Annotated in this window: 15 protein-coding genes; 5 read left to right on the top strand and 10 right to left on the bottom strand. The window is 48.0% G+C overall.

The window, feature by feature from the left end; translation table 11 throughout:
* The first annotated feature begins 1,057 nt into the window (after nt 1–1,057).
* Nucleotides 1,058–2,292, top strand: a protein-coding gene (locus tag IDM48_RS11520) for an IS3 family transposase (RefSeq protein WP_167315507.1) whose coding sequence is annotated in 2 segments (ribosomal slippage) — nt 1,058–1,346 and nt 1,346–2,292 — 1,236 coding nt in all. Because the reading frame shifts where the segments join, the coding sequence is not laid out codon by codon here.
* Nucleotides 2,293–2,399: 107 nt separating this feature from the next.
* On the opposite strand, the gene IDM48_RS11515 is transcribed toward IDM48_RS11520, so the two are convergent.
* Nucleotides 2,400–3,242: a hypothetical protein gene (locus tag IDM48_RS11515; RefSeq protein WP_202939941.1), complete on the bottom strand. Its 843-nt coding sequence runs from the start codon at nt 3,240–3,242 to the stop codon at nt 2,400–2,402.
* 339 nt (nt 3,243–3,581) lie between these two features.
* Between IDM48_RS11515 and IDM48_RS11510 the strand changes: the two genes are divergently transcribed.
* On the top strand, nt 3,582–4,535 hold the full coding sequence (locus tag IDM48_RS11510; protein ID WP_202939940.1) for a tyrosine-type recombinase/integrase: 954 nt from the start codon (nt 3,582–3,584) through the stop codon (nt 4,533–4,535).
* Nucleotides 4,536–4,545: 10 nt separating this feature from the next.
* Here the strand turns inward: IDM48_RS11510 and IDM48_RS11505 are convergent, their stop codons facing one another.
* Genes IDM48_RS11505 through IDM48_RS11495 form a run of 3 tightly spaced genes read right to left on the bottom strand, consistent with a single transcriptional unit; the run spans nt 4,546 to nt 8,939 of the window.
* Nucleotides 4,546–6,201, bottom strand: a complete 1,656-nt coding sequence (locus tag IDM48_RS11505) for a UvrD-helicase domain-containing protein (protein WP_202939939.1) — start codon at nt 6,199–6,201, stop codon at nt 4,546–4,548.
* Entirely contained in the window at nt 6,198–8,123 is a 1,926-nt protein-coding gene (locus tag IDM48_RS11500; RefSeq protein ID WP_202939938.1) for an ATP-dependent nuclease, read from the bottom strand. Before IDM48_RS11500 ends, IDM48_RS11505 begins: the two co-directional genes overlap by 4 nt.
* Before the next feature lie 39 nt (nt 8,124–8,162).
* Entirely contained in the window at nt 8,163–8,939 is a 777-nt protein-coding gene (locus IDM48_RS11495) for a transposase family protein (RefSeq protein WP_190616923.1), read from the bottom strand.
* A gap of 1,807 nt (nt 8,940–10,746) precedes the next feature.
* Here IDM48_RS11495 and IDM48_RS11485 point away from each other — a divergent pair.
* The gene (locus IDM48_RS11485; RefSeq protein WP_202939937.1) at nt 10,747–11,943 is read left to right on the top strand and encodes a GmrSD restriction endonuclease domain-containing protein; all 1,197 of its coding nucleotides are present in this window, start codon (nt 10,747–10,749) and stop codon (nt 11,941–11,943) included.
* A gap of 152 nt (nt 11,944–12,095) precedes the next feature.
* On the opposite strand, the gene IDM48_RS11480 is transcribed toward IDM48_RS11485, so the two are convergent.
* Nucleotides 12,096–12,737: a hypothetical protein gene (locus IDM48_RS11480; RefSeq protein ID WP_202939936.1), complete on the bottom strand. Its 642-nt coding sequence runs from the start codon at nt 12,735–12,737 to the stop codon at nt 12,096–12,098.
* A gap of 334 nt (nt 12,738–13,071) precedes the next feature.
* Here IDM48_RS11480 and IDM48_RS11475 point away from each other — a divergent pair, with 334 nt between their 5' ends.
* Complete coding sequence (locus IDM48_RS11475; RefSeq protein WP_274382304.1) at nt 13,072–13,752, top strand: DMT family transporter; 681 nt, start codon at nt 13,072–13,074, stop codon at nt 13,750–13,752.
* 211 nt (nt 13,753–13,963) lie between these two features.
* On the opposite strand, the gene IDM48_RS11470 is transcribed toward IDM48_RS11475, so the two are convergent.
* The 5 genes from IDM48_RS11470 to IDM48_RS11450 form a co-directional block, all read right to left on the bottom strand.
* Complete coding sequence (locus IDM48_RS11470) at nt 13,964–14,260, bottom strand: hypothetical protein (RefSeq protein ID WP_202939934.1); 297 nt, start codon at nt 14,258–14,260, stop codon at nt 13,964–13,966.
* 11 nt (nt 14,261–14,271) lie between these two features.
* Complete coding sequence (locus IDM48_RS11465) at nt 14,272–14,916, bottom strand: AAA family ATPase (protein WP_202939933.1); 645 nt, start codon at nt 14,914–14,916, stop codon at nt 14,272–14,274.
* A gap of 68 nt (nt 14,917–14,984) precedes the next feature.
* Entirely contained in the window at nt 14,985–16,169 is a 1,185-nt protein-coding gene (locus tag IDM48_RS11460; protein WP_202939932.1) for a hypothetical protein, read from the bottom strand.
* Between the two features lie 155 nt (nt 16,170–16,324).
* A complete protein-coding gene (locus IDM48_RS11455) occupies nt 16,325–16,528 on the bottom strand; it encodes a hypothetical protein (RefSeq protein ID WP_202939931.1) in 204 nt (67 codons plus the stop codon).
* 609 nt (nt 16,529–17,137) lie between these two features.
* Entirely contained in the window at nt 17,138–17,506 is a 369-nt protein-coding gene (locus tag IDM48_RS11450) for an ArsR/SmtB family transcription factor (protein ID WP_202939930.1), read from the bottom strand.
* Nucleotides 17,507–17,616: 110 nt separating this feature from the next.
* Between IDM48_RS11450 and IDM48_RS11445 the strand changes: the two genes are divergently transcribed.
* Complete coding sequence (locus IDM48_RS11445) at nt 17,617–18,714, top strand: transglycosylase SLT domain-containing protein (RefSeq protein ID WP_202939929.1); 1,098 nt, start codon at nt 17,617–17,619, stop codon at nt 18,712–18,714.
* Nucleotides 18,715–18,729 lie beyond the last annotated feature (15 nt).

The following is an 18,729-nucleotide window of genomic DNA, read 5'->3' as shown; positions in this document are numbered from 1 at the left end:
ACTAGCTGGCGTTATGTAAAAATGTGCGCATTCTGCAGGCGTTAACGCCACAAACTAAATAGATAGAGGCTGTAGATGTCATGGCATTTCCGTTCCAGTGACACGATTGCGGACACTATCGTGTCTGTATTGCAGGCACTCTTCGCAACATGTACCAGACACTTTGCTGTCTGGTTTTTCGACACTACGATGTCCGAATTTCAGACACCGCCCATCATGTTCATTTTTTATACAAGATCATGTCAAGATTCCCAACACTCTCAGCTACATATTTCAAGCATTACGGTGTCTGTCTTTTGGACAGTATTCTGTCCGGTTTACAGACAATAACGTTAGTGTCGAGATTTTGAACAGTATTGTGTCGGTATTTCCGGACACTCTGCGCAACACATACCAGACACTCCCCTGTCTGGTTTCTCGACAGTCTGAACTACATATTTCAAGCAATAGCCCTATTGTCTGCTTTTCAGACAGTATTATGCCTGTATTACAGACAGGCTCCGCTACACATTTCAAACACTACAGTGTCTGTCTTTTAGACAGTATTCTGTACATATTTCAAACACCTCGCCTCGAGAACTCTCGACGGGCGGGGTTATTTTTCTCGACGTTTCGCTTCTATGTTCGAGATGGTGTTGTAATATTTTCGCAATCACAGGCTCAGCCCTTCTGCGCGCTTTGCGGTGCTGCTGTGTCTCTTAGAGCTGCGCAGCGACGCCAACCTAAGACGCTGTGGTCCTGGATGATGCCGCGCCTACAGGCTCGCTCTAAACAGGCCGCAGCTTCGTCCTCAGACTTGCTTGCAGCCTCGCTTCAAGGTCGCGGCCAGGTCGTGATGATGCCGCGACAGAGGGGCCACAGCTACCCTCGAACAACCCCCAAACAGCTCTGCAACCGCGCTGTAATAACGCCGTTCTAGAGCGCTTAATAACGCTGTTAATAACGTCCCTGCGTTATTGAAACTGGTTATACATAATTTACTGCAGGCTCCCTGTTTTGGGCTATCTTGAAGTGTCCCAGGTTTTGTTCCGTCTGAGTAGATGGGAAAATCTGGAATATGCCAAGAAAATTTGACCAGGATGCGAAGGACCGTGTGGTCCGTCTTGTAGAGGACCGTATCTTGGCGGAAAATATGTCGATGCAAGCCGCGTGCAAGGCAGTAGCTCCAAAGTTGGGGGTTTCATGGCACACGGCTCGTCAGTGGACCCAGCAGGCCCGTCGTGCGGGAAGCATCCCAGAACCTGTGCCTGAAGACTTGGCCGCGGAAAACGCGAGGCTACGCCGTGAAAATCAAGAGCTACGCGACACCAATGAGCTACTGAAGGCTGCCTCGGCTTTTTTCGCGTCGGAACTCGACCCAAAACGTCGGAAATGATCCGGTTCATCGATGAGTATCGGGATCGTTTCTCCATCGAGTTCATTTGCGAGACGTTAAACACCCACCGTGTTGGCGGTTTCATCACGTCCCGTGGATACCGCCAATCAAAAGCCCGTGGTATGAGTGCCCGCAGTCTTCGTGACGCTGCTCTAGTCGCGCACATCGCCGAGGTCCATGAAGAAAATTTTGGCGTCTACGGCATCCGTAAGATGTGGCATACTCTGCGCCGTGAAGGAATCGACATTGGCCGTGAGCAGACCGCACGCCTGATGCGTCTTGCTGGAGTCAGAGGCAAAGGTAAAGGTAAGTCTCCTATTACTACCCGCAAGCCGAAGGGACCAGATCTGCGTCCTGATTTAGTTAATCGCAAGTTCAACGCCCCGGCACCGGCCCGATTGTGGGTGGCCGATATTACTTATGTGCGCACTAGAAAAGGATTCGTGTACACCGCTTTTGTTACCGACGTGTTCTCCCGAAGGATCGTCGGGTGGGCACTATCTGATTCAATGCGTACCGAGGCGCTGCCGCTGCAGGCGCTTAATCAGGCGATTGTCAGCGCGAAGGAAACAACGGGGCTGATTCATCATTCAGATCATGGCTCACAGTACGTCAGCATTGTCTACAACGAACGGCTGGCTGAGTATGGAATTGCTGCCTCTACCGGGACAGTAGGAGATTCCTATGACAATGCTTTGGCCGAAAACGTCAACGGTTCCTACAAAAATGAGCTGATTCATCGGCGGTCGTGGGACAGCGTGGTTGACGTGGAGATCGCGACGTTTGAATGGGTTAATTGGTGGAACGAGGTACGGCTTCACCAAAGTCTCGGCTATCGCACGCCAGCTGAGGTTGAGTCAGAGTTTTGGGAAACCAACCCGGCCCAAGAAATAATGGAAATCAAGGCAAATGCCTAGGAACAAAACCCGGGACACTTCACTTTCATATCTAAAAGTGAAATATTTTAATGAAAAGAAAGCCACTGTCATGACCAGGTGAGGCAATGACAGTGGCTTTTCAGAGATTATATATTCAATGTTAGACGTAAGACGATGGGATCCAGCAGAATTGAGGCGAGAGGAATTTTAGCTTTGTCATCTTCCCAAGTCGCCCCTGCGGATTCAACCAATAGCTCTGGGCGGGTCCTTATATCTCCGCCATGGGTACTCATGTCATCATCAGGAACAAGTGCCCCCTGACTATTGACATATTTTACGTTGAAAACACGTGCAGCCTCTTCCTTAGTAATGGCAGCGTTACTCACAATTGAACGGGCAACTGCTTGGGAGGAATTTACGCCTAAGGCCTCAGCAAGCGTGCCATACGTAGTCACAAAGTCTGTACCAGCCAGAGCCTTGATTGCACGCTCAATACGTTGTTTCACCGACGCTGGCGTAGCTGCAGAAATCACTTCAACATTGAAACCAGCCGGAACAATCACCCGGAGGTTACCCTCACTGGTGAGCTTGAGCGAGTAAGGACCAAACTGACGCGTATGCCCCCTGGCCTCTTCTAAAAACCCCTGAACCTCCTCGCCCACAAGCAACTTCCAAGCCGCACCATCCCCTGGCTTCCATCGAACAGAGTCCGGCAAGGAATGCCCCGTGATCGCAGCGAGTGCTCCGCAAGGAGCAAGCGCAAACTGAACACGATCAGGGTCCCCTGGGTAAATTGATGTTTCGAGGTTTTCGAATACTCCACATACTTGATTATTAACCACAGGCACAACGACAGATGCATCTGTCAGCTGTTTAAGCTGTTTCTTACCTTTGTACTTCCAAGCGGACGCTGTAGCCTCGACTAAAGAATCTCTCTCCTGTAGACTCCTACGAATATTTACAAAAATTATAGAGTTATAATTTTGCACAGTATCTCCTTGATACATTCGGCAGGGTACTAACTGCAATTTAGACCCTGCATTTTGCATTCGGGCGGACGCCTCGAACAGAATACTAGCTTAGTAGTAAAAACGGCTATTTGCTACTAAGTTAGTATTTTTGTGTCTCAAAACACTCTTGAATTTATCTTGCGTACACACCCCCTCCAGCGGCATCTGATGCATCGAAAACATATCACCCCTCCCTTTTAATAGTTTTATGGTTCATAATGTAAGTTATGTACCATAAAAGGGGTTGGGTGAACCCAGCACCGGTTTTTCGGTGGTGTGAGTCTCAAAAAATATTTTTGTCCAGGAAATGCGGTGGAAATGTCTAGTGAACTTGTCGAAGTGTTCAGCGAACCATCAGAGTTGATGGAAGCGAGCTCAACACTGCCGAATTTCGTCAAACACCGCAATCTCATCGCCTCATGGGCACTCTCCTACACTTCGGAAAATACTCAGCAGGCTTATCTCAATGATCTGAAAATCTTCTGCACTTTTTTGGACGAAGCAGGCGTTGATCTACTGCAGGTACGACGAACCCACCTCGATGTTTTCTCTAGAGTCCACGAACAATACACCAACTCGAACGCATCGGTTGCTCGGCGACTGGCAGCAATCTCAGCCTTCTATCGTTTTTTATTGCTCGATGAGGTAATCGAAAAATCCCCGGCCGAATACATCCGCCGACCTGCTATTGATCCAGACTTCACCGCAACCCAAGCCCTCACTCAACGCGAAGCACTCAGACTCCTCGATGCTGCCACCGAGCACTCTTTAAGAGCCCAAACCCTCGTGGACCTGCTCCTCAGCACTGGATTGCGTATCAGCGAAGCCCTCAATATCAGGGAATCTGATATTTCTGAAGGGCGGCTGCTGATTACTCGCAAAGGTGGAAAGAAATCAGCAGTGTATTTGCCTGAACATACACTACGGAATCTTCGGAAATTGACCGCAACAACAGGGCTAGAAGTAGAGACTCAAGTAAAGACTGGGACTTCTCCCCTGGTCTTTATCACCCGTACCGGTAGGCCCTGGCAACGAAGCAACGTAGATGGGTTGCTGAGAAAACTAGCCCTCACTGCTAGCATCAGAAAAACCGTATCCGCCCACGTCCTGCGCCACACCCACGCGACTTTAGCACTGGAAATGGGGGTTGCTCTGCACCATCTGCAGGACTCACTAGGCCATAAAGACCCACGGACGACCAGACGATATGATCACGCCCGGTCGAGATTAGAGAACTCATCGGCAAGGGTGGTTGGTGCTGTATTCGAGTAACCCCAAATACTCAAATCCTCTTCGCATATTCAAGAAATTGCTTATGTGCGCTCCTTTTCTCATCCCACCGTTTAGTAGCTTGTTCCGGGCGCAATCTGAAATTTACGTGTGTTAAAGTGAGCCGTTCTTTAGCACGAGATATCGCGACAAAGAACTCTGCCTGAGTCTCTTCTAAGCTACCCCAGAATAATTCGTTTTCAACTCCGAGAACGATAACATGTCTAAACTCCAGCCCTTTCGATTTATGGATAGTCAGAACTCGAACAGCATTCGTTCCAGTAAGGCGCCGCACTGCGTCCAAAGGATCTTTCACCAAATCGAGAGTTCTTTCAAAAACCTCGAGAACCTCAGCAATAAGCTCTTTTAGACGGTCACCTTGAGAGTAAGAGGCTGATAGTGCTATAAGAAATGAATCAGAGACTAGGTTTAAAAAATCTAATATTTCAGGTTTCCAGAACTGAGCACTATCACGGCAGGAAGGATTATTTCGTAGAGTTTTTCCTAGAGTATTGAGCTTTTCCTTAATTGCGCGGTCAATCCTAATTGTTTTTTCGTCATCCGTAGACATCACTGATACAAGATTCATAAGGCTTGCATAAGCAGTAGGTTCGTTAGTCCCTGTGAGAACTTGTACAAAATTAAAAATCAACATTGCAAGTGGCTCAGATGCAAGATCTTGAAGCTCCTGGTCATTGCGATATGAGATGTTCTGCGCATCAAAAGCATCGAAGAGTTCTCCCGCGACAAGATTGGCTTGTTGTCTTACTAAAACTGCTATTTCTGAAGGGGGAATACCTGCGTCTATTTGATGTCTTACTAGTTCTGCTATACGTTGCGCCTCATCACTTGACGTAGGAAAGGGAAGCACTTCAATTATTCCGTTTTCACCTTCGATTTCTTTCTGAGGGATTGCATCATGAGGTTCTATTTCTGAAATTATGCGATTTTGCATGCGCTGTAGGACAGGAGCGGATCTACGGTTCTGGTATAGGTTCAGAGATAAGGCATCAAATTCAGTTGAAAACTTTCCCATAATGCCCTCTAGGGCGCCTGCGAATGCCATGATTCTTTGTTTTGTATCGCCTACTGCTGTAAGTTGCGCAGAGGTCTCGCCAAACGCCGTGACGAAAAGTTCGTATTGCTCGCTGGTTACATCTTGAAATTCATCGAAGAAGATATGGGTGTAAGTTTGCCTTAGACCATGTAGCGCGTAAGAGTTGGTCCGTAGAATTTCAGTAGCTAAAGGAACCATGTTTTTGTAGCCTATAGCATTTGGGAAGTCTGCTTCTTCTCCGACAACATAGCGAGGATTTAGAGTATGAGGACCTGTGAGAGCAGGCCGATAGTTGTCGATGATACGTTTTGCGAAGGCATGGAATGTCAAGCTATCAAAACGTTTGGCATGTTTTGCTCCTGATCTTTTGCGAACGCGTTCTTGTAGATTTCTGGCGGCATCCACTTTGAATGAAATAGCAAGAATACGCCTAGGGTAAGGACATATGCCGGTCCGTAAGAGATAGTCCGCCCGTTGCGCTAACATCTCGGTCTTACCGGCTCCGGGTCCAGCTGCGACAATTACACTTCCTTCATCACTAGTAGCCGCCTTATAAGCATTAGGTTCTAAGGTGATTCCGTCAGTTGGTTTCCAATTGCTGGGGCTAATCATTCAGGGAGCTCCGCTAACTTCTCTCTCACAACATCAGCTAGACGTATCAAAACAGGAGGTAAGTTTTCTAGAAGGTCATTGTCATTTAGCTGAGCTAATGCTTGAAGATGACTTGCGGGCTTACTTTTTTGCCCAAATTTTTCACGGTAATCTTCAAGTAGTTTTAGATTATCTTTACCCAGAAGTACTTCGTTACGGTGACTTTTTCCTAAGACGCTTGTAACAGTTGTATCGCGGGGATTTCTTAGGCGAACTTGATAAGCACAGGGAAATGCTTTCATCATCATGAGGTCCAGGTCAAGAGGAGAAGAGAAAAATACTTCATTTGAATTTTCTAAGCGTTTTAAGACATCCGGAGATTGGCCAAATACAGGTATAGATTCTTCATAACCTGCTGGGGGCAAAAAATCAAAGTGGTTTTGAGAATAGAATTCAGGACGATATTTATTAATATTACGCATAGCAGTATGAATACGTCCCCATCCCCCTCCATGCCTTGCACTATCTAAGTCAAGCAATGTCACATAAGGTATCTCGAGGTTCTCTAGTAGTCTCCAAAAATGGTTCACGTGTCTACCACCCAAAGGAACCACTGAAACGGAGGTGTCATCTTCTCTGATTCCTGCTGCTTCAAGAACTCGAGGTAAGACAACAAGCTCGCTAGCGCCTTCTCCAAGCACAACGAGACGAGAGAAATAAAGTTCGGGAAAAGCCATCACTGCCTCTCGAACATATTTTGCAGCTTCAGTATCTTCTGTGGGAAGAATAATGCGGCGTACTGTTGTTTCTCTAGCGTGATTTAGCCTCAGAAAACGAATATCAGCCGGGTCAACTCTTCGCAACAGGGTGGATGCATGAGTAGCAATAAGAGCTTGCACATCTCCTTCATCACAGGCATCTCGTAATTGGCGGATGATTCTCCCAAGATACTGTGGAGAAAGACTATTCTCAGGCTCCTCCAACGCAAAAATAATATGCACCGGGGGCCGCAACTTATCTGGGTCTAGACCTATTTCTTCCCCCGCAAGAACCCCGCGACATAGCTTCTGCCAAGCCAATGCCAGGGAAATATAGAGCAAAGATTTTTGACCATCAGATAAGTTTTCAGATGGTAAGGCATTCGCTTGATGAGAAGGGGAAAACTGAATAGATAGCTGTCGCAGAACGCCTTCAATTCTATTATGACCAAAGACTATCTCCGGATTCTTAAGATAAGAACCTGCATGAACCTTTTCCCATTGAATTCGAAGATTATCGCTAAATTCTATAACAGCCTTATTCTCTGCCAGAGTAGTGCTAATCTCCTCATTCAGAGCTTCAAGTTTTTCACTTTCTGCTATCCAGTTAGCAGCCCGAAGAGTTCTGCCAAGCAAAGAAGATGCAGCATAAGAAATATGGTCTCCGGGATCACGTCGTGCTGGTAGATAGAATACCTCGATGCTTCCACGGTCATATCTACTCATTGGTTGAACGTCCTCGGGCTTACCCTCGGAGTTATAGCTCAGTACATATTCAATACGTTCTTCGATTTCTTCAAAAGCATTGATAGTAGCCGTCAGCCGAACGCGGCATTTTGGTATACTGCCTTCTTCCTCTAATCTCATGTGTGAAAAGAAGGCGGATGTCGATGCGTGTGGGTTTTCTTCCTCAGCCTCGGGAAATTCAATCTCCACTTCAATCCAAAGCTCTTCTGCCTTTTTCTGATGACCGTTATCTGTGAGTTCTTGAGCGACATGAAAATCTGCAAAGCGGATGGAGCGCTGATTGGGAATAGGGCTAAAGAGGCGCGTAAGCGCTTGGAGAACGGCAGTTTTTCCTGATCCGTTTGGCCCTAAGACAAAGGTAAGTGAGCTGAGATCAATGGGAGTGGGGTTAGGTCCAAAAGACTGAAAATTTTTTAGCCGTATTGTAGAAAATTTCATCCCAGCATCTCCTGATTTCAGAACGATTCACATTGAGGCTTATTCAAAAGTCCTCCCAGCCGCATAAAACACCAGACCCCGCACCACCGAAAACACCTGCCGATACAAACTCAACGGCCGCCTAAACCCCGAATAAAGAACCCGCCAGGTCTTCACTTGAGCGATAACCCGCTCCACCACAGCCCGTAATCTATTGATAATGCGATTATTATCCTTGACACCCTGAGGCACTTTCACACCAGGCTTACGCCTGGTCGGGGTTGCTAACCCCAGGCCTATATAGCCCTTATCGGCCAGAGTCGAGGAATCCAGTAGCTGATCTAGCCCGTGAGCTCTGAAAGCATGAGCATCATGCCTTGCCCCGGGTAGCGGGTCAGTGATGACTAAGAGCCTGCCATCGAGGGTGCAGATGACTTGGTGGTTGAAACCGGTTCGTTTATGTTTGCCCGAAAAATTTGTTTTTCCTAGTGAACGCCAGTTCCAGGTGGGTACAAGAGTTCCATCGACAACCAAAGAACCTGGTACATCCAGGCTCATTTTCAAAGGCTGTTCTAGAGGTTTGAAGACCTTTGCAAGCGCCTTTTCGATAGTGTTGATGGTCCGTGAGATAGTAGGTTGCGAGACGGTGAAGATTTCAGCAAGTAGCTCTTCGGTGAGATTGTGTCGGTGGTAGAGCAGAGTGGTTTTGAGTGCCTGAGCTGGAGTGAGGGCTGGTGGTCTTCCTCCTGGTTTACCCCAGATGAGTTGGTTGGTCAGGGCTGTCAGTAGAGCGGCAAATTGCGTGGCGGTAAGGCCGGTTGTACGCTGGTGGTGCAACGGTTCTTCCTGGTGCGGTTTGAGAATATTTGTGGTTATTTATCCTCAAGGTTGCCGCTATGGTGGGGCCGTTGTCTAGTTGGTGGGTGTGAGGTGTGTGCATACTTTTGAATAAGCCTCATTACATCAATAAAATCAATACTAAAGTGTTTTGATACAAACAGACTGTATCAATTGATTTTTTGGTATAAATTCTGATCTCTACTATTTCTGAACGATGATTTCTCTATAACCCTTTAGGTGACGGCGCAAAAATCCCTCACGAAGATGAGTACAAACGCTGTTCGAATAGATTTTGCCAAGACAGAGTCCTCTTGAAGCGAGGGACAATCGTCCTATGTGTCAATACCTAGATTTTTCACTGCTGCTTTTCGCTTGGTTCCGAACGCTTATTGAACATCTCAACCAAGAACCGATAATCCTTGTTTGCATCAAAGCCATTGAACTTATGAGGCTGAAAACAACCCTCCTCATAAAGATGAGCAAGAAGGTTCCTAGAGAATAAGCTCCCCCTGAGTGAGAGTTCCCTCTGCTCTGCTACTTGCAGGATTTTGAACTTCGCCTGAGTGAAAGTTACTTCTTGGGGTAATATCTTTTCGCTTGAACTGATCGATACATGTAGAACCGACAGGGTAAAGAGCCGCGACAGGTTCTCGGTTAGTGATTTTAAAGAAGTATCTCAGACCGTGTTTACCTCATCCGCAGTATGAGGAAGCTTCGGGGTCCCCTGTTCTTCCATTAATGTCCTATTATCGGGTAGCTTCTTTGAAGTATTTAGAACACGATTCTGGGGTTAATTCTTGAGGCAAACTCCCTGTAAGGGTCATAAATCATCATATTATTCGATAAAGAACTAATACGTGTCGGATCTAATCTGACCATTGGACATCTTGCGGATTTTTGCAGAATTAACCCAAGAAATTTATTTCTTGAGGCAAGATTTACTCACCCACCCACCGCTCTCGGGCAAAACAATAACCCCGGCGATATACGCACAAGCGCAGGGAACGACCCGGGGTTTTCATAGCTAACTGTAATACTAGAAAACATGTAAAACAACCAGCATCTCACCACCCTCGAACACTGGTTTTCTGCGCCCAGACTCAGCAAATACTCTCACCACCCAGACCCTGAGCAGCTTTACATTTACAATGCCCGGATCACCAAAGAACTTCTTGTCGACATCGGGCACCTAGAGGTGCTTCTTCGCAACGCCATTGACCGCGCCCTCAGTGCCACCTACGGAGTCGGCTGGTTCTTATCCACACGCATCCCGCTAACACACCAAGCGCAAAAATCAATCACAAAAGCCCGCCAACGAACCCACCACACAATGAACCCTCCAGCTCTTCCAGGAAAAATCATTGCGGATTTATCCTTTGATTTTTGGCGATTTCTCTTTACCCGCACTTATCAAAGTACGGTATGGCCTAAAGTCTTAGCTTCTCTCACTCACAAGGTTTCTCGGGAAGATTTTGAATACCACTTAGAGAGGATTTACAAGATGCGCAACCGTTGCGCTCACCATGAACCGTTAATCCGATTAGATGTGCAACGTGAGAAAAGGCAAACACTAGCGGTTTTGGATTCCATCCATACAATAGCGAAGCTGATTGCCCCTGGTGCCGCGGATTGGATTGCAGCGCATTCAACGGTTACAGCGAGTTTGGCCAAAAGACCCTAAACACCTCACTTGTTAGCGAAGGCTCGGACACTCACACGTGTCTGTAAAGACTAGACGATTCACTATAATAGAAAGGCTCTCTACAAAATATGGATTGATATCCCCTTATTAGATAAGTACTTCATGCCTTCTCTCAAACTCCCCCAGACCAAGGTCAAACTCCCCCAAAACAAAGTAGCAAAAGGTGGAGTTCTCTCCTGCCTGGGATGCCTAGGAATCATCGTCCTCTTCTTTGCCCTAGCTATCATCGTTGGCATCGTCCAAGCCATCACAGGCAACGCTCCTGAGACCACCAACTCGGCAACTACCCCCTCGCCCACCGCTTCCCTCAGTACCTCAGCTACCCCCTCGGCAACACCCACGCCTTCCCCAACCACCACCAGCGCAACGCCTACCCCCACTACTTCCAGCCCCACCCCCACAGCCGTACCCCTGGCCGATGAGAAAAACACCGCAGCGGTGCCAAGATCAGACACCACACAATCCTCCGATGCCCAGACAGCCCTGGACACCCTAGAAACTCTTGAAGTAAAAGGGCGAGCACCGAAAACGGGTTACTCACGCGAACAGTTCGGGGCAGCCTGGGCAGATGTAGACCATAACGGGTGCGATACCCGAAACGACATCCTCCGCAGAGACCTCACCAGCATCACCGTCAAACCTGGAACCCACGGCTGCAAGGTGATGACTGGAGTACTCGATGACCCGTACACCGCAACCACCATCGATTTTCAGCAAGGAAAAAACACCTCCAGCGCAATCCAAATTGACCACGTGGTCGCTTTATCAGATGCATGGCAAACCGGTGCTCAAGATCTCTCAGTAACCGATCGGGAGCAGCTGGCTAATGATCCAGTGAACCTGCTTGCAGTGGATGGGCCGGCGAACCAGCAAAAGAGCGATGCAGATGCAGCAACTTGGTTGCCTTCAAACAAGGATTACCGGTGCACCTATGTCAGCAAACAGATTGATGTGAAAGCTAAGTATCGCCTGTGGGTCAAGCAGGCTGAAAAAGATGCGATGATTCAGGTTCTCGGTAACTGTGGTGCGACTCTACCTGAAAAAACTCAGGATCCTACCCCAGCAGCGGAAGAACCTACCCAGGCGCCGGTGCAACAGGCTACTACTCCGGCGTATGTTGCCCCTCCTGCGGAACAGGCACCAGCCCCGCAGGTACCGGCTCAGCAAGCACCTGCTACTGCTGTATTTGCGAGTTGTGCTGAGGCACGGGCTGCTGGGGCTGCCCCGCTGTATGCAGGTAGCCCTGGTTATTCTTCTAAGCTAGACCGCGATGGCGACGGCGTCGCATGTGAAAAGTAAATAAATAAAGAAGAGACCCTCTCCCTAAGTTTTAGAGAGAGGGCCTCTTACTATCTTTGGTGAGCATGCGTTCGTAGAACATATCAAGTGCAATTGACCTGTAGGTGGGTTATCAACTTCAGCTATACACAAAAATGCTAAGATACAGCCCACTACCCGTTCTGGGGAATCATCGAAGGATCAGTTTCGCCCCAATTACCTTCCGGAGTTACCAGAAAAGTACCTAGAGTCCCAGAACCTCCACCCTGACGTATAGAGTTTGACCGAGCCACCACTACATACTGACCAGGTGCTCCTTGAGCGTCTGGGAGAATCTGAGTGACAGCGGCTGTAATATCTGGATTGTTTTGGAATTTTTGTTCCAGAAGATATTCAGCAGCTTCTTGCTCATTATGCACAACGATGGGGTAGGTGGGTATAGGAGGGCAGGTTTCAATCGGTTCTACCCCTGGGCCACCTTGAGGATTGCACCATGAAGGATGAGCTACTGGCTCAGTAGCTTGCACTGAAGGCTCAGCGGCCTGCGTTGGTGTTGCAGAAGGCTGCGATTCACCTTGAGGGGAGTTTTCCGGAGTTGGAGAGGGCGTAGTAGCAGATGGGCTCGCGGTTGAAGACGGTGAAGGTGTTGCCTGTGATGACGCGGCTTGCGTCGGTGAGGCAGTAGCAGAAGCCGATACTGCGCTGTTCGTCGGTTGAGTATCTTTCGAGTCCGTTTTTTCTTGATTGTTACTACCGCATCCGGTGAATAGAGCAAGAAGAGCAGCTGCGGAGACAGCTTTTAGTGCATGTTTCATATGATTTTCTGAGCGGGTTGATAACTAGGTTGATGCTCTTCGAACTTACCTTCCATCAGAGACATGACTAAAGCCAATACAGTGATATTTCTGGAAATGACACCCAGACTCTGACTGTGGGGTAGTTCTTTCACGAACTAGGCCATACACATTTATTCTTTGCCTGTTGCTAGAGAAGGAGACACTTTCATGTGATTTCACATCACATCATGTGATATGAAATCACATGAAAACTTCTCCCTGCGCACTTGCCGTCTTTTTCACTTCCGAGCAACACGATGCGCACTTCACTCACACTTAAAATTAGCCAACCACCGCCTTCAACACCCTCACCATCTCAGGCTTCTTCATCCTTGTCTACATCTCCGGAAGCAGATTGCCTAGCAGCATCGCCTTCATGATCATGGCACTCTCCCCCATAGCCACCATGGCCATGGCCCACCTGCTCCTGAAAGAAAAAATAACGCTCCGAGCCCTCAACGGAGGAACCCTCGGACTACTGGGAGTATTCACCCTGCTAGGCGGAACAACAGGGCACCTAGACCTTATCGGTATTCTTGCAGCAGGAACTGGCATGCTCTCCTCAGCACTGGGGTTTATCCTGACTCGCCGATGGAAACCACCAGTAGGAGCAACAACATTCACCGCATGGCAACTCACATTTGGCGGGATGCCCACTTTGCCAATTGCGCTATGCACCGAAGGTGTTATGCCACCCCAGCCTTTGGCTACTACTGCAAGTTTTGCCTATATTATTTTGTTCGCTAGCATTATCGCCTACGCATGTTGGTGTACTGGAGTACCTCAGCTCCCAGACAGCAGTGTCAGCATTATTGGCCTGCTCAATCGTTTGACGGGTCTTTTACTAGGTACGGCTTTAGCGGATGAGCCGTTTTCACTGTTGCAACTTGGTGGGTGCACAGCATTCCTTGCCCGGGTCTTTCTTGGGATGAATTCTCCGCAACAACATCCTGCCCCCGTCTCTCTACTTCTTGCGCGAAGCAAGCGACGGTGATGCTATTTTGATTTATTTTCAGCCCATAGTCACTGTACTTGCAAATAAATTGCTCACAGAAGAAGAACAGCAACCCTGCGCTTACACAGCTTGAGTGGTCATGTAACCATCTCTAATAAGGTCATCTCAATGGTGAATCTTGTCAATACAACGAGCCAATATTCGAATATACGATTTAATGTGATATCGCATCATGTGATTTGATATCACATCACATTGGAACACTATCTCCGAATTCTTCTTCCAAGACTTCCAAGAGATATTTCTGGATTAACTTGTTCTGAGATATTCCATGTTTTTCAGCTGCGTATTTAATCAACCTATGTTGAGATTCTGTCCCTCGCAGGGTGTACAGAGGATAGTTTCGTCCTTCAGCACGTTTTTTCAAACGTTCTTCCGCAGATAGTCTCTCCAGGTTTTCCTGGGATGGTGATGGGGCGTCCGCTCCATTGATGAATGCTTCTACTGCTTGATCTTTCTTATCACTATTAGGTAGACGTAAAGCCATGGGGATTATCCTTAGAGATTAATGATTTCTTGTGCGAGTAGTTGTACCTCAGCTTTCGCCTTAGAGTCTTTAGACTCAACCACAGAAAGACCTTCGCTAGTAGTTCTATGAAAAACTGATCTCCTATGAATAACGGTCTCCGCAATCTTCATGTTCGGCGAATCAATCATTCCCAAAAAATTCTTAGCATCCCGAACATCCTGGCTATGGGCATGAGTAGGGGCTTTAGTCAGAACGGTGAGAGTCGTTAGTTTCTCATTTATTTCACTCACCATGTCAACAACTTGAAAAAAATCAAAAGTTGCTTCCAGGTCGGCCTGCTCGGCTGAAGTCGGAACAAGCAATACGTCTGCAACAGTCATGGCAGAGCGTAATTCTTTAGAGTCTTTACCCGCTGTATCTACTAGAACAATGTCATAGTTGTGGGATGCTTCTTTAAGGGTTGCACCTAAGACCCCGTCTTTCCGCACAGTAATAACAGGATCTTTATCCGTAAGTTCTTCTCTTGCATTTGCCCAACGTGAGCAGGTGCGGATACTAGGGTCTGCTTCAATAACTTGGATACTTTTCCCTAGTTGTTGAAATGCTACAGCTAGGTTATACACCAAGGTAGATTTTCCTACCCCACCTTTTTGATGACCAACACAGATAATCATATTTTCCCCTTTCACATCACATCACATCACATCACATGATGTCGTATCACATTATATATTGTAAATCTTTATGAGAATAATTCTGGGTATTGGTGCTTCGCCCGTGCCTCACCCAACAAAGCAACCTTAATACGGCGTTTCACTTCAACCGATGGACCAGCTACTTTCTTGGAAGGCTTCTGTGTAAGCAGAGCGCCAGAGGAAGAGTGGCTTTCTTGATACTGGCGATTCTCCACTGCGGTGCGGGATTCTAGAATTGACTCTTCTCGAACCCAAGCGTCCATACGCAAAGTAAGCCACTTCTTTACTGACCGCATTCCCGCAGCACCACGAGTGTTATAGGCACTGTTATCAGCTCTGTACTCCAGAGCGTAGAGAACATCTCTCACTGTCCAACCTGCTTCAAAGAAAGGTTGAACTACACCTGTAATAGCAGTGGCACTGAGAGAACGAAGATCAAAACAATGATGCTGAAGCACCCGCACAAGATGGGTTATTGCCTGTTGCTTCGCTTTGAGAGTGGGATATGAATCTTGCAGGCCTTGTCTCTTCTTCTCCAGGGCTCCTTGATGGGAATAAGCGTAGAGAGCATAGCGTTGTTTGCAGAACTGATCGAAAAGACCTTCGCGGATAGCGCGGTAATAGGAAATTTTTTCGTCCCTTAAAGGTGAAGGGCAGTCAGTTATAAAGAGGTACCCGTTTTCATCGTAAAAAGACTCATCGGCGTCTGGGGTAGCTGATGGGGGAGTGGGTACGGTGAGGCCGTAAACGGGTGCGAGGTTTTTCTTCTCTTGCCGTTGAGGGGCCATGGCGGCACTACGTCCGGATGCGATAACAGTGAGTAGCTGGTGCTCTTTGAGAAGTCGTAAACAGCGTTGCACGCTACTGATGCTAGTGGTGGCTAACTGAGCTAATGCACTCCATGTAATGCGAAGGGTTCCCGTATCAGGGTTGAAAGCGTAGGAGAGTGCCTCGCATACCTTGTCGAAAGTGTCCTGAAAGTCTGCTCTGCGGTGAGAGATATCAATGTAATCTCGTATTGCTTGGAGCCATTGGGCGGGGGAGCAGGTGTAGGTGTGGTCCTCTGGTAGGGCTGCAAGTCGTGCTGCGGTGGAGTTTTCCCATTGAATGGGTTGTGTTGCCGGTCGTTTGACGTGGTTTTTGCGGGCGCGTTCTTGTTTTTGGGTGCACTTGATGTGATGTTGTGCTGATGTACTTGCACCGTGTGGGGGTGTTGCTGGTATGCTAGACACCAAGAACACCTCCTGGTGGAGATGAATGGGAATTCATTTCTTCCTTGTGTGGGAGGGTTTCTTGCTAAGAATCCTGGAAAGCGGCGAAACTTTGGCCAGGGTTCACATAGTCTTTTGAGCGGGATAGCGTCGGGAAACGTTATCCCGCTCGACTTTTAAGTATTCATTTTTGTGTCTTCGGGGAGTTCAAGCCCTGGGATTTCTAACGTCTTAGCCAGTAAAGAAGCTACGAAGAAAGATTGGGAGACTCCGCGTTTGTGTGCTTCTTCTGCGAGGGCACGTTTCAACTCGGGAGTCAATCTGATTAACAGTTTCTCCGTACCTAAGGCTGGAGAAATTCTCCGTACTACTTCCGACATGATTAATACTGTATCTTAAGAACGATATCGCTACAAAGCTCTGAGCGGAAAAATTTTTAAAAGGCTTTTTATATTGCGTTACAAGCTGGCAATGACAGCCTCTATCCAACAAGGTTTGATCAAATTTCATCAACCGTTGACCGGGTGGATCCTCACCTGCAGATAGCATCATTTTCCTTCAATTCAGAGCTATTTGCTAAGGAAAATCAACTGGGTGCGTTTCTCGCTGGGGTGTCCAGAAAGTTTGTCCCCTAATCAAAATTACTGGAGAAGAAGAGGATTTTCCTGTGTTACTCTGACTGCGCATGGCGTAGAAAAACCCTGTTATTGCGGGAACAATAACAGGGTTCAGTGCCGTTTGTGATTATGTATAGTACAACGACAGGAAATTATGTTACACCGATATTTTGTTAAATTCCTCGGGATATTTGCTAGTCAAAGAACGTCGATATTTTACTTATCAATCAACATGTGTTGAATCTCTAGCTGAATGCCGTATCTTGCGCGTCAGTGGGCGGTAGTTTGCAACTGCCGAATAGGTTGAGGTTGTGCATCCACTATTGTCCCCACTTTGGGTGCGGGTGTGCATCTAATAGTTATTGTTTGAGGCTATTGGGTGCGTTTTCGATAGCTACGACTGTCTACCGCTGGAAGCGTAGTTTGGGTTTTGGTGGGTATAGAAAATCCGCGCCGATAATCATCTAGAACGGATAGTAGGTCATCTACGGCATTTGAATTGAGAGAGTATCTGACGGGTCTTCCTGTCCCCCTGAGGGTGGTGGAGGTGACCAGCTTGTGGTCTATCAATGTTGCCATTTGGCGAGTTAGTGCTTCTTCGCCAACTCCTAATGCTTTAGCGATATCGGCTCTATTATCTTTACCTAGCGATAACTGGCGGATGATGCCCAGGCGCAAAGTATTCCCAAAAATGAGTGTGGCATCTCGTATCGCCTGTGATTGGTCGGGGATCTGAATCATTTTAGGCACCTAGTTATTATTTCAAAAAAACACAATAGTGTTATGAAAGTGTAAATCATGCTTTAATAACACTAAACTATAAATAATTGCCGAGAGGAGGACGCACCAAGGTGGGCAATGCAACCAAGACCAGCACCATCATCATTGGATCTACCATCGCGCTCTTTCTAGGCGTCGGCACCCTCTGGCAACCGCCCCAAGAAACCCCCGTAGCGTGCAACGACACCACCATCAACGCAGCCAACAACAAAACCGGGAACACCATCAACGTCCCCGACGAATACAAAGAACCCATCAAAAAAGCCGCCCAAACCGCCGGTCTCCCCGAATCCACCGTCGCCGCACAAATCCAAGCAGAATCACAATTCGACCGCATGGCAGGCTCACCCGCAGGAGCCCAAGGCCCCGCCCAATTCCTCCCCTCCACCTTCGCCAAATACAGCAACGGCGACATCCACAACATCGAAGACTCCATGGAGGCCTACGGCAAATACATGGCCGACCTCAAAAAAATCGTCAAACCCTTCGCAGGAGATGACCCCAACAAACTCATCCGCCTTACCCTTGCTGCTTACAACGCTGGCCCGGGAAACGTCAGCCAGTACAAAGACGTCCCGCCCTTTCCCGAAACCAAAAACTACGTCGAAAAAATCACCTCCGGCGCCCAAATGAAATTCACCGGCGGCTGCAAACAAGTCTCCGGGGCCAAAGCCTGGAACGGCGACCTAGGCAAAGGCGAGTGGACGAATCCGCTACCTGGCGGGCAATTCACTTCCGGTTTTGGTCGCCGTAACGTCCCGGGGCTTCCGGCCTGGGCTCAAATGCACGCAGGCGTTGATTTAGCTACTGGCTCCGGGTACGGACCCCAAGGAACTGTCATTGCCCCCACTGACCTAAAAATTACCGGTATCTACGGCAAAGACGGCTGCGTTCTGGGAACCATGACCGCTGAACCTCACTTCCGTATGGCCTTTTGCCACATGGACGACTACCAGGTCAAAGCAGGAGATGAAATCAAAAAAGGTACCGAGATGGGACGCGAATCCAACCACGCCGGCTCCGTGGGGGCCCTGGTTATTTCCCACCTACATTTTGAGATTCACAAGCCCGGGGACGACTACACCGACTCGAATTTCAACCCCTATGACGGTACTGCTATTGACCCTGAACCTATCTTGAAAGAAAAAGGCGCCCTCGGCGGCAGATAAAGAGAAGGAATCACC

This window comes from Rothia amarae, assembly GCF_014705945.2.
GTDB classification, from domain to species: Bacteria; Actinomycetota; Actinomycetes; order Actinomycetales; family Micrococcaceae; genus Rothia; species Rothia amarae.
The sequence above is the reverse complement of the archived record's forward strand: the minus strand, read 5'-3'. Positions and strand labels throughout refer to the sequence as shown.

What these genes read in the sequence shown, in the direction of transcription:
- IDM48_RS11510 (WP_202939940.1), top strand. Translation starts at nt 3,582, where the DNA reads ATGTCTAGTGAACTTGTCGAAGTGTTCAGCGAACCATCAGAGTTGATG.
- IDM48_RS11505 (WP_202939939.1), bottom strand. Translation starts at nt 6,201, where the DNA reads ATGATTAGCCCCAGCAATTGGAAACCAACTGACGGAATCACCTTAGAA.
- IDM48_RS11500 (WP_202939938.1), bottom strand. Translation starts at nt 8,123, where the DNA reads ATGAAATTTTCTACAATACGGCTAAAAAATTTTCAGTCTTTTGGACCT.
- IDM48_RS11485 (WP_202939937.1), top strand. Translation starts at nt 10,747, where the DNA reads ATGCCTTCTCTCAAACTCCCCCAGACCAAGGTCAAACTCCCCCAAAAC.
- IDM48_RS11480 (WP_202939936.1), bottom strand. Translation starts at nt 12,737, where the DNA reads ATGAAACATGCACTAAAAGCTGTCTCCGCAGCTGCTCTTCTTGCTCTA.
- IDM48_RS11470 (WP_202939934.1), bottom strand. Translation starts at nt 14,260, where the DNA reads ATGGCTTTACGTCTACCTAATAGTGATAAGAAAGATCAAGCAGTAGAA.
- IDM48_RS11465 (WP_202939933.1), bottom strand. Translation starts at nt 14,916, where the DNA reads ATGATTATCTGTGTTGGTCATCAAAAAGGTGGGGTAGGAAAATCTACC.
- IDM48_RS11455 (WP_202939931.1), bottom strand. Translation starts at nt 16,528, where the DNA reads ATGTCGGAAGTAGTACGGAGAATTTCTCCAGCCTTAGGTACGGAGAAA.
- IDM48_RS11450 (WP_202939930.1), bottom strand. Translation starts at nt 17,506, where the DNA reads ATGATTCAGATCCCCGACCAATCACAGGCGATACGAGATGCCACACTC.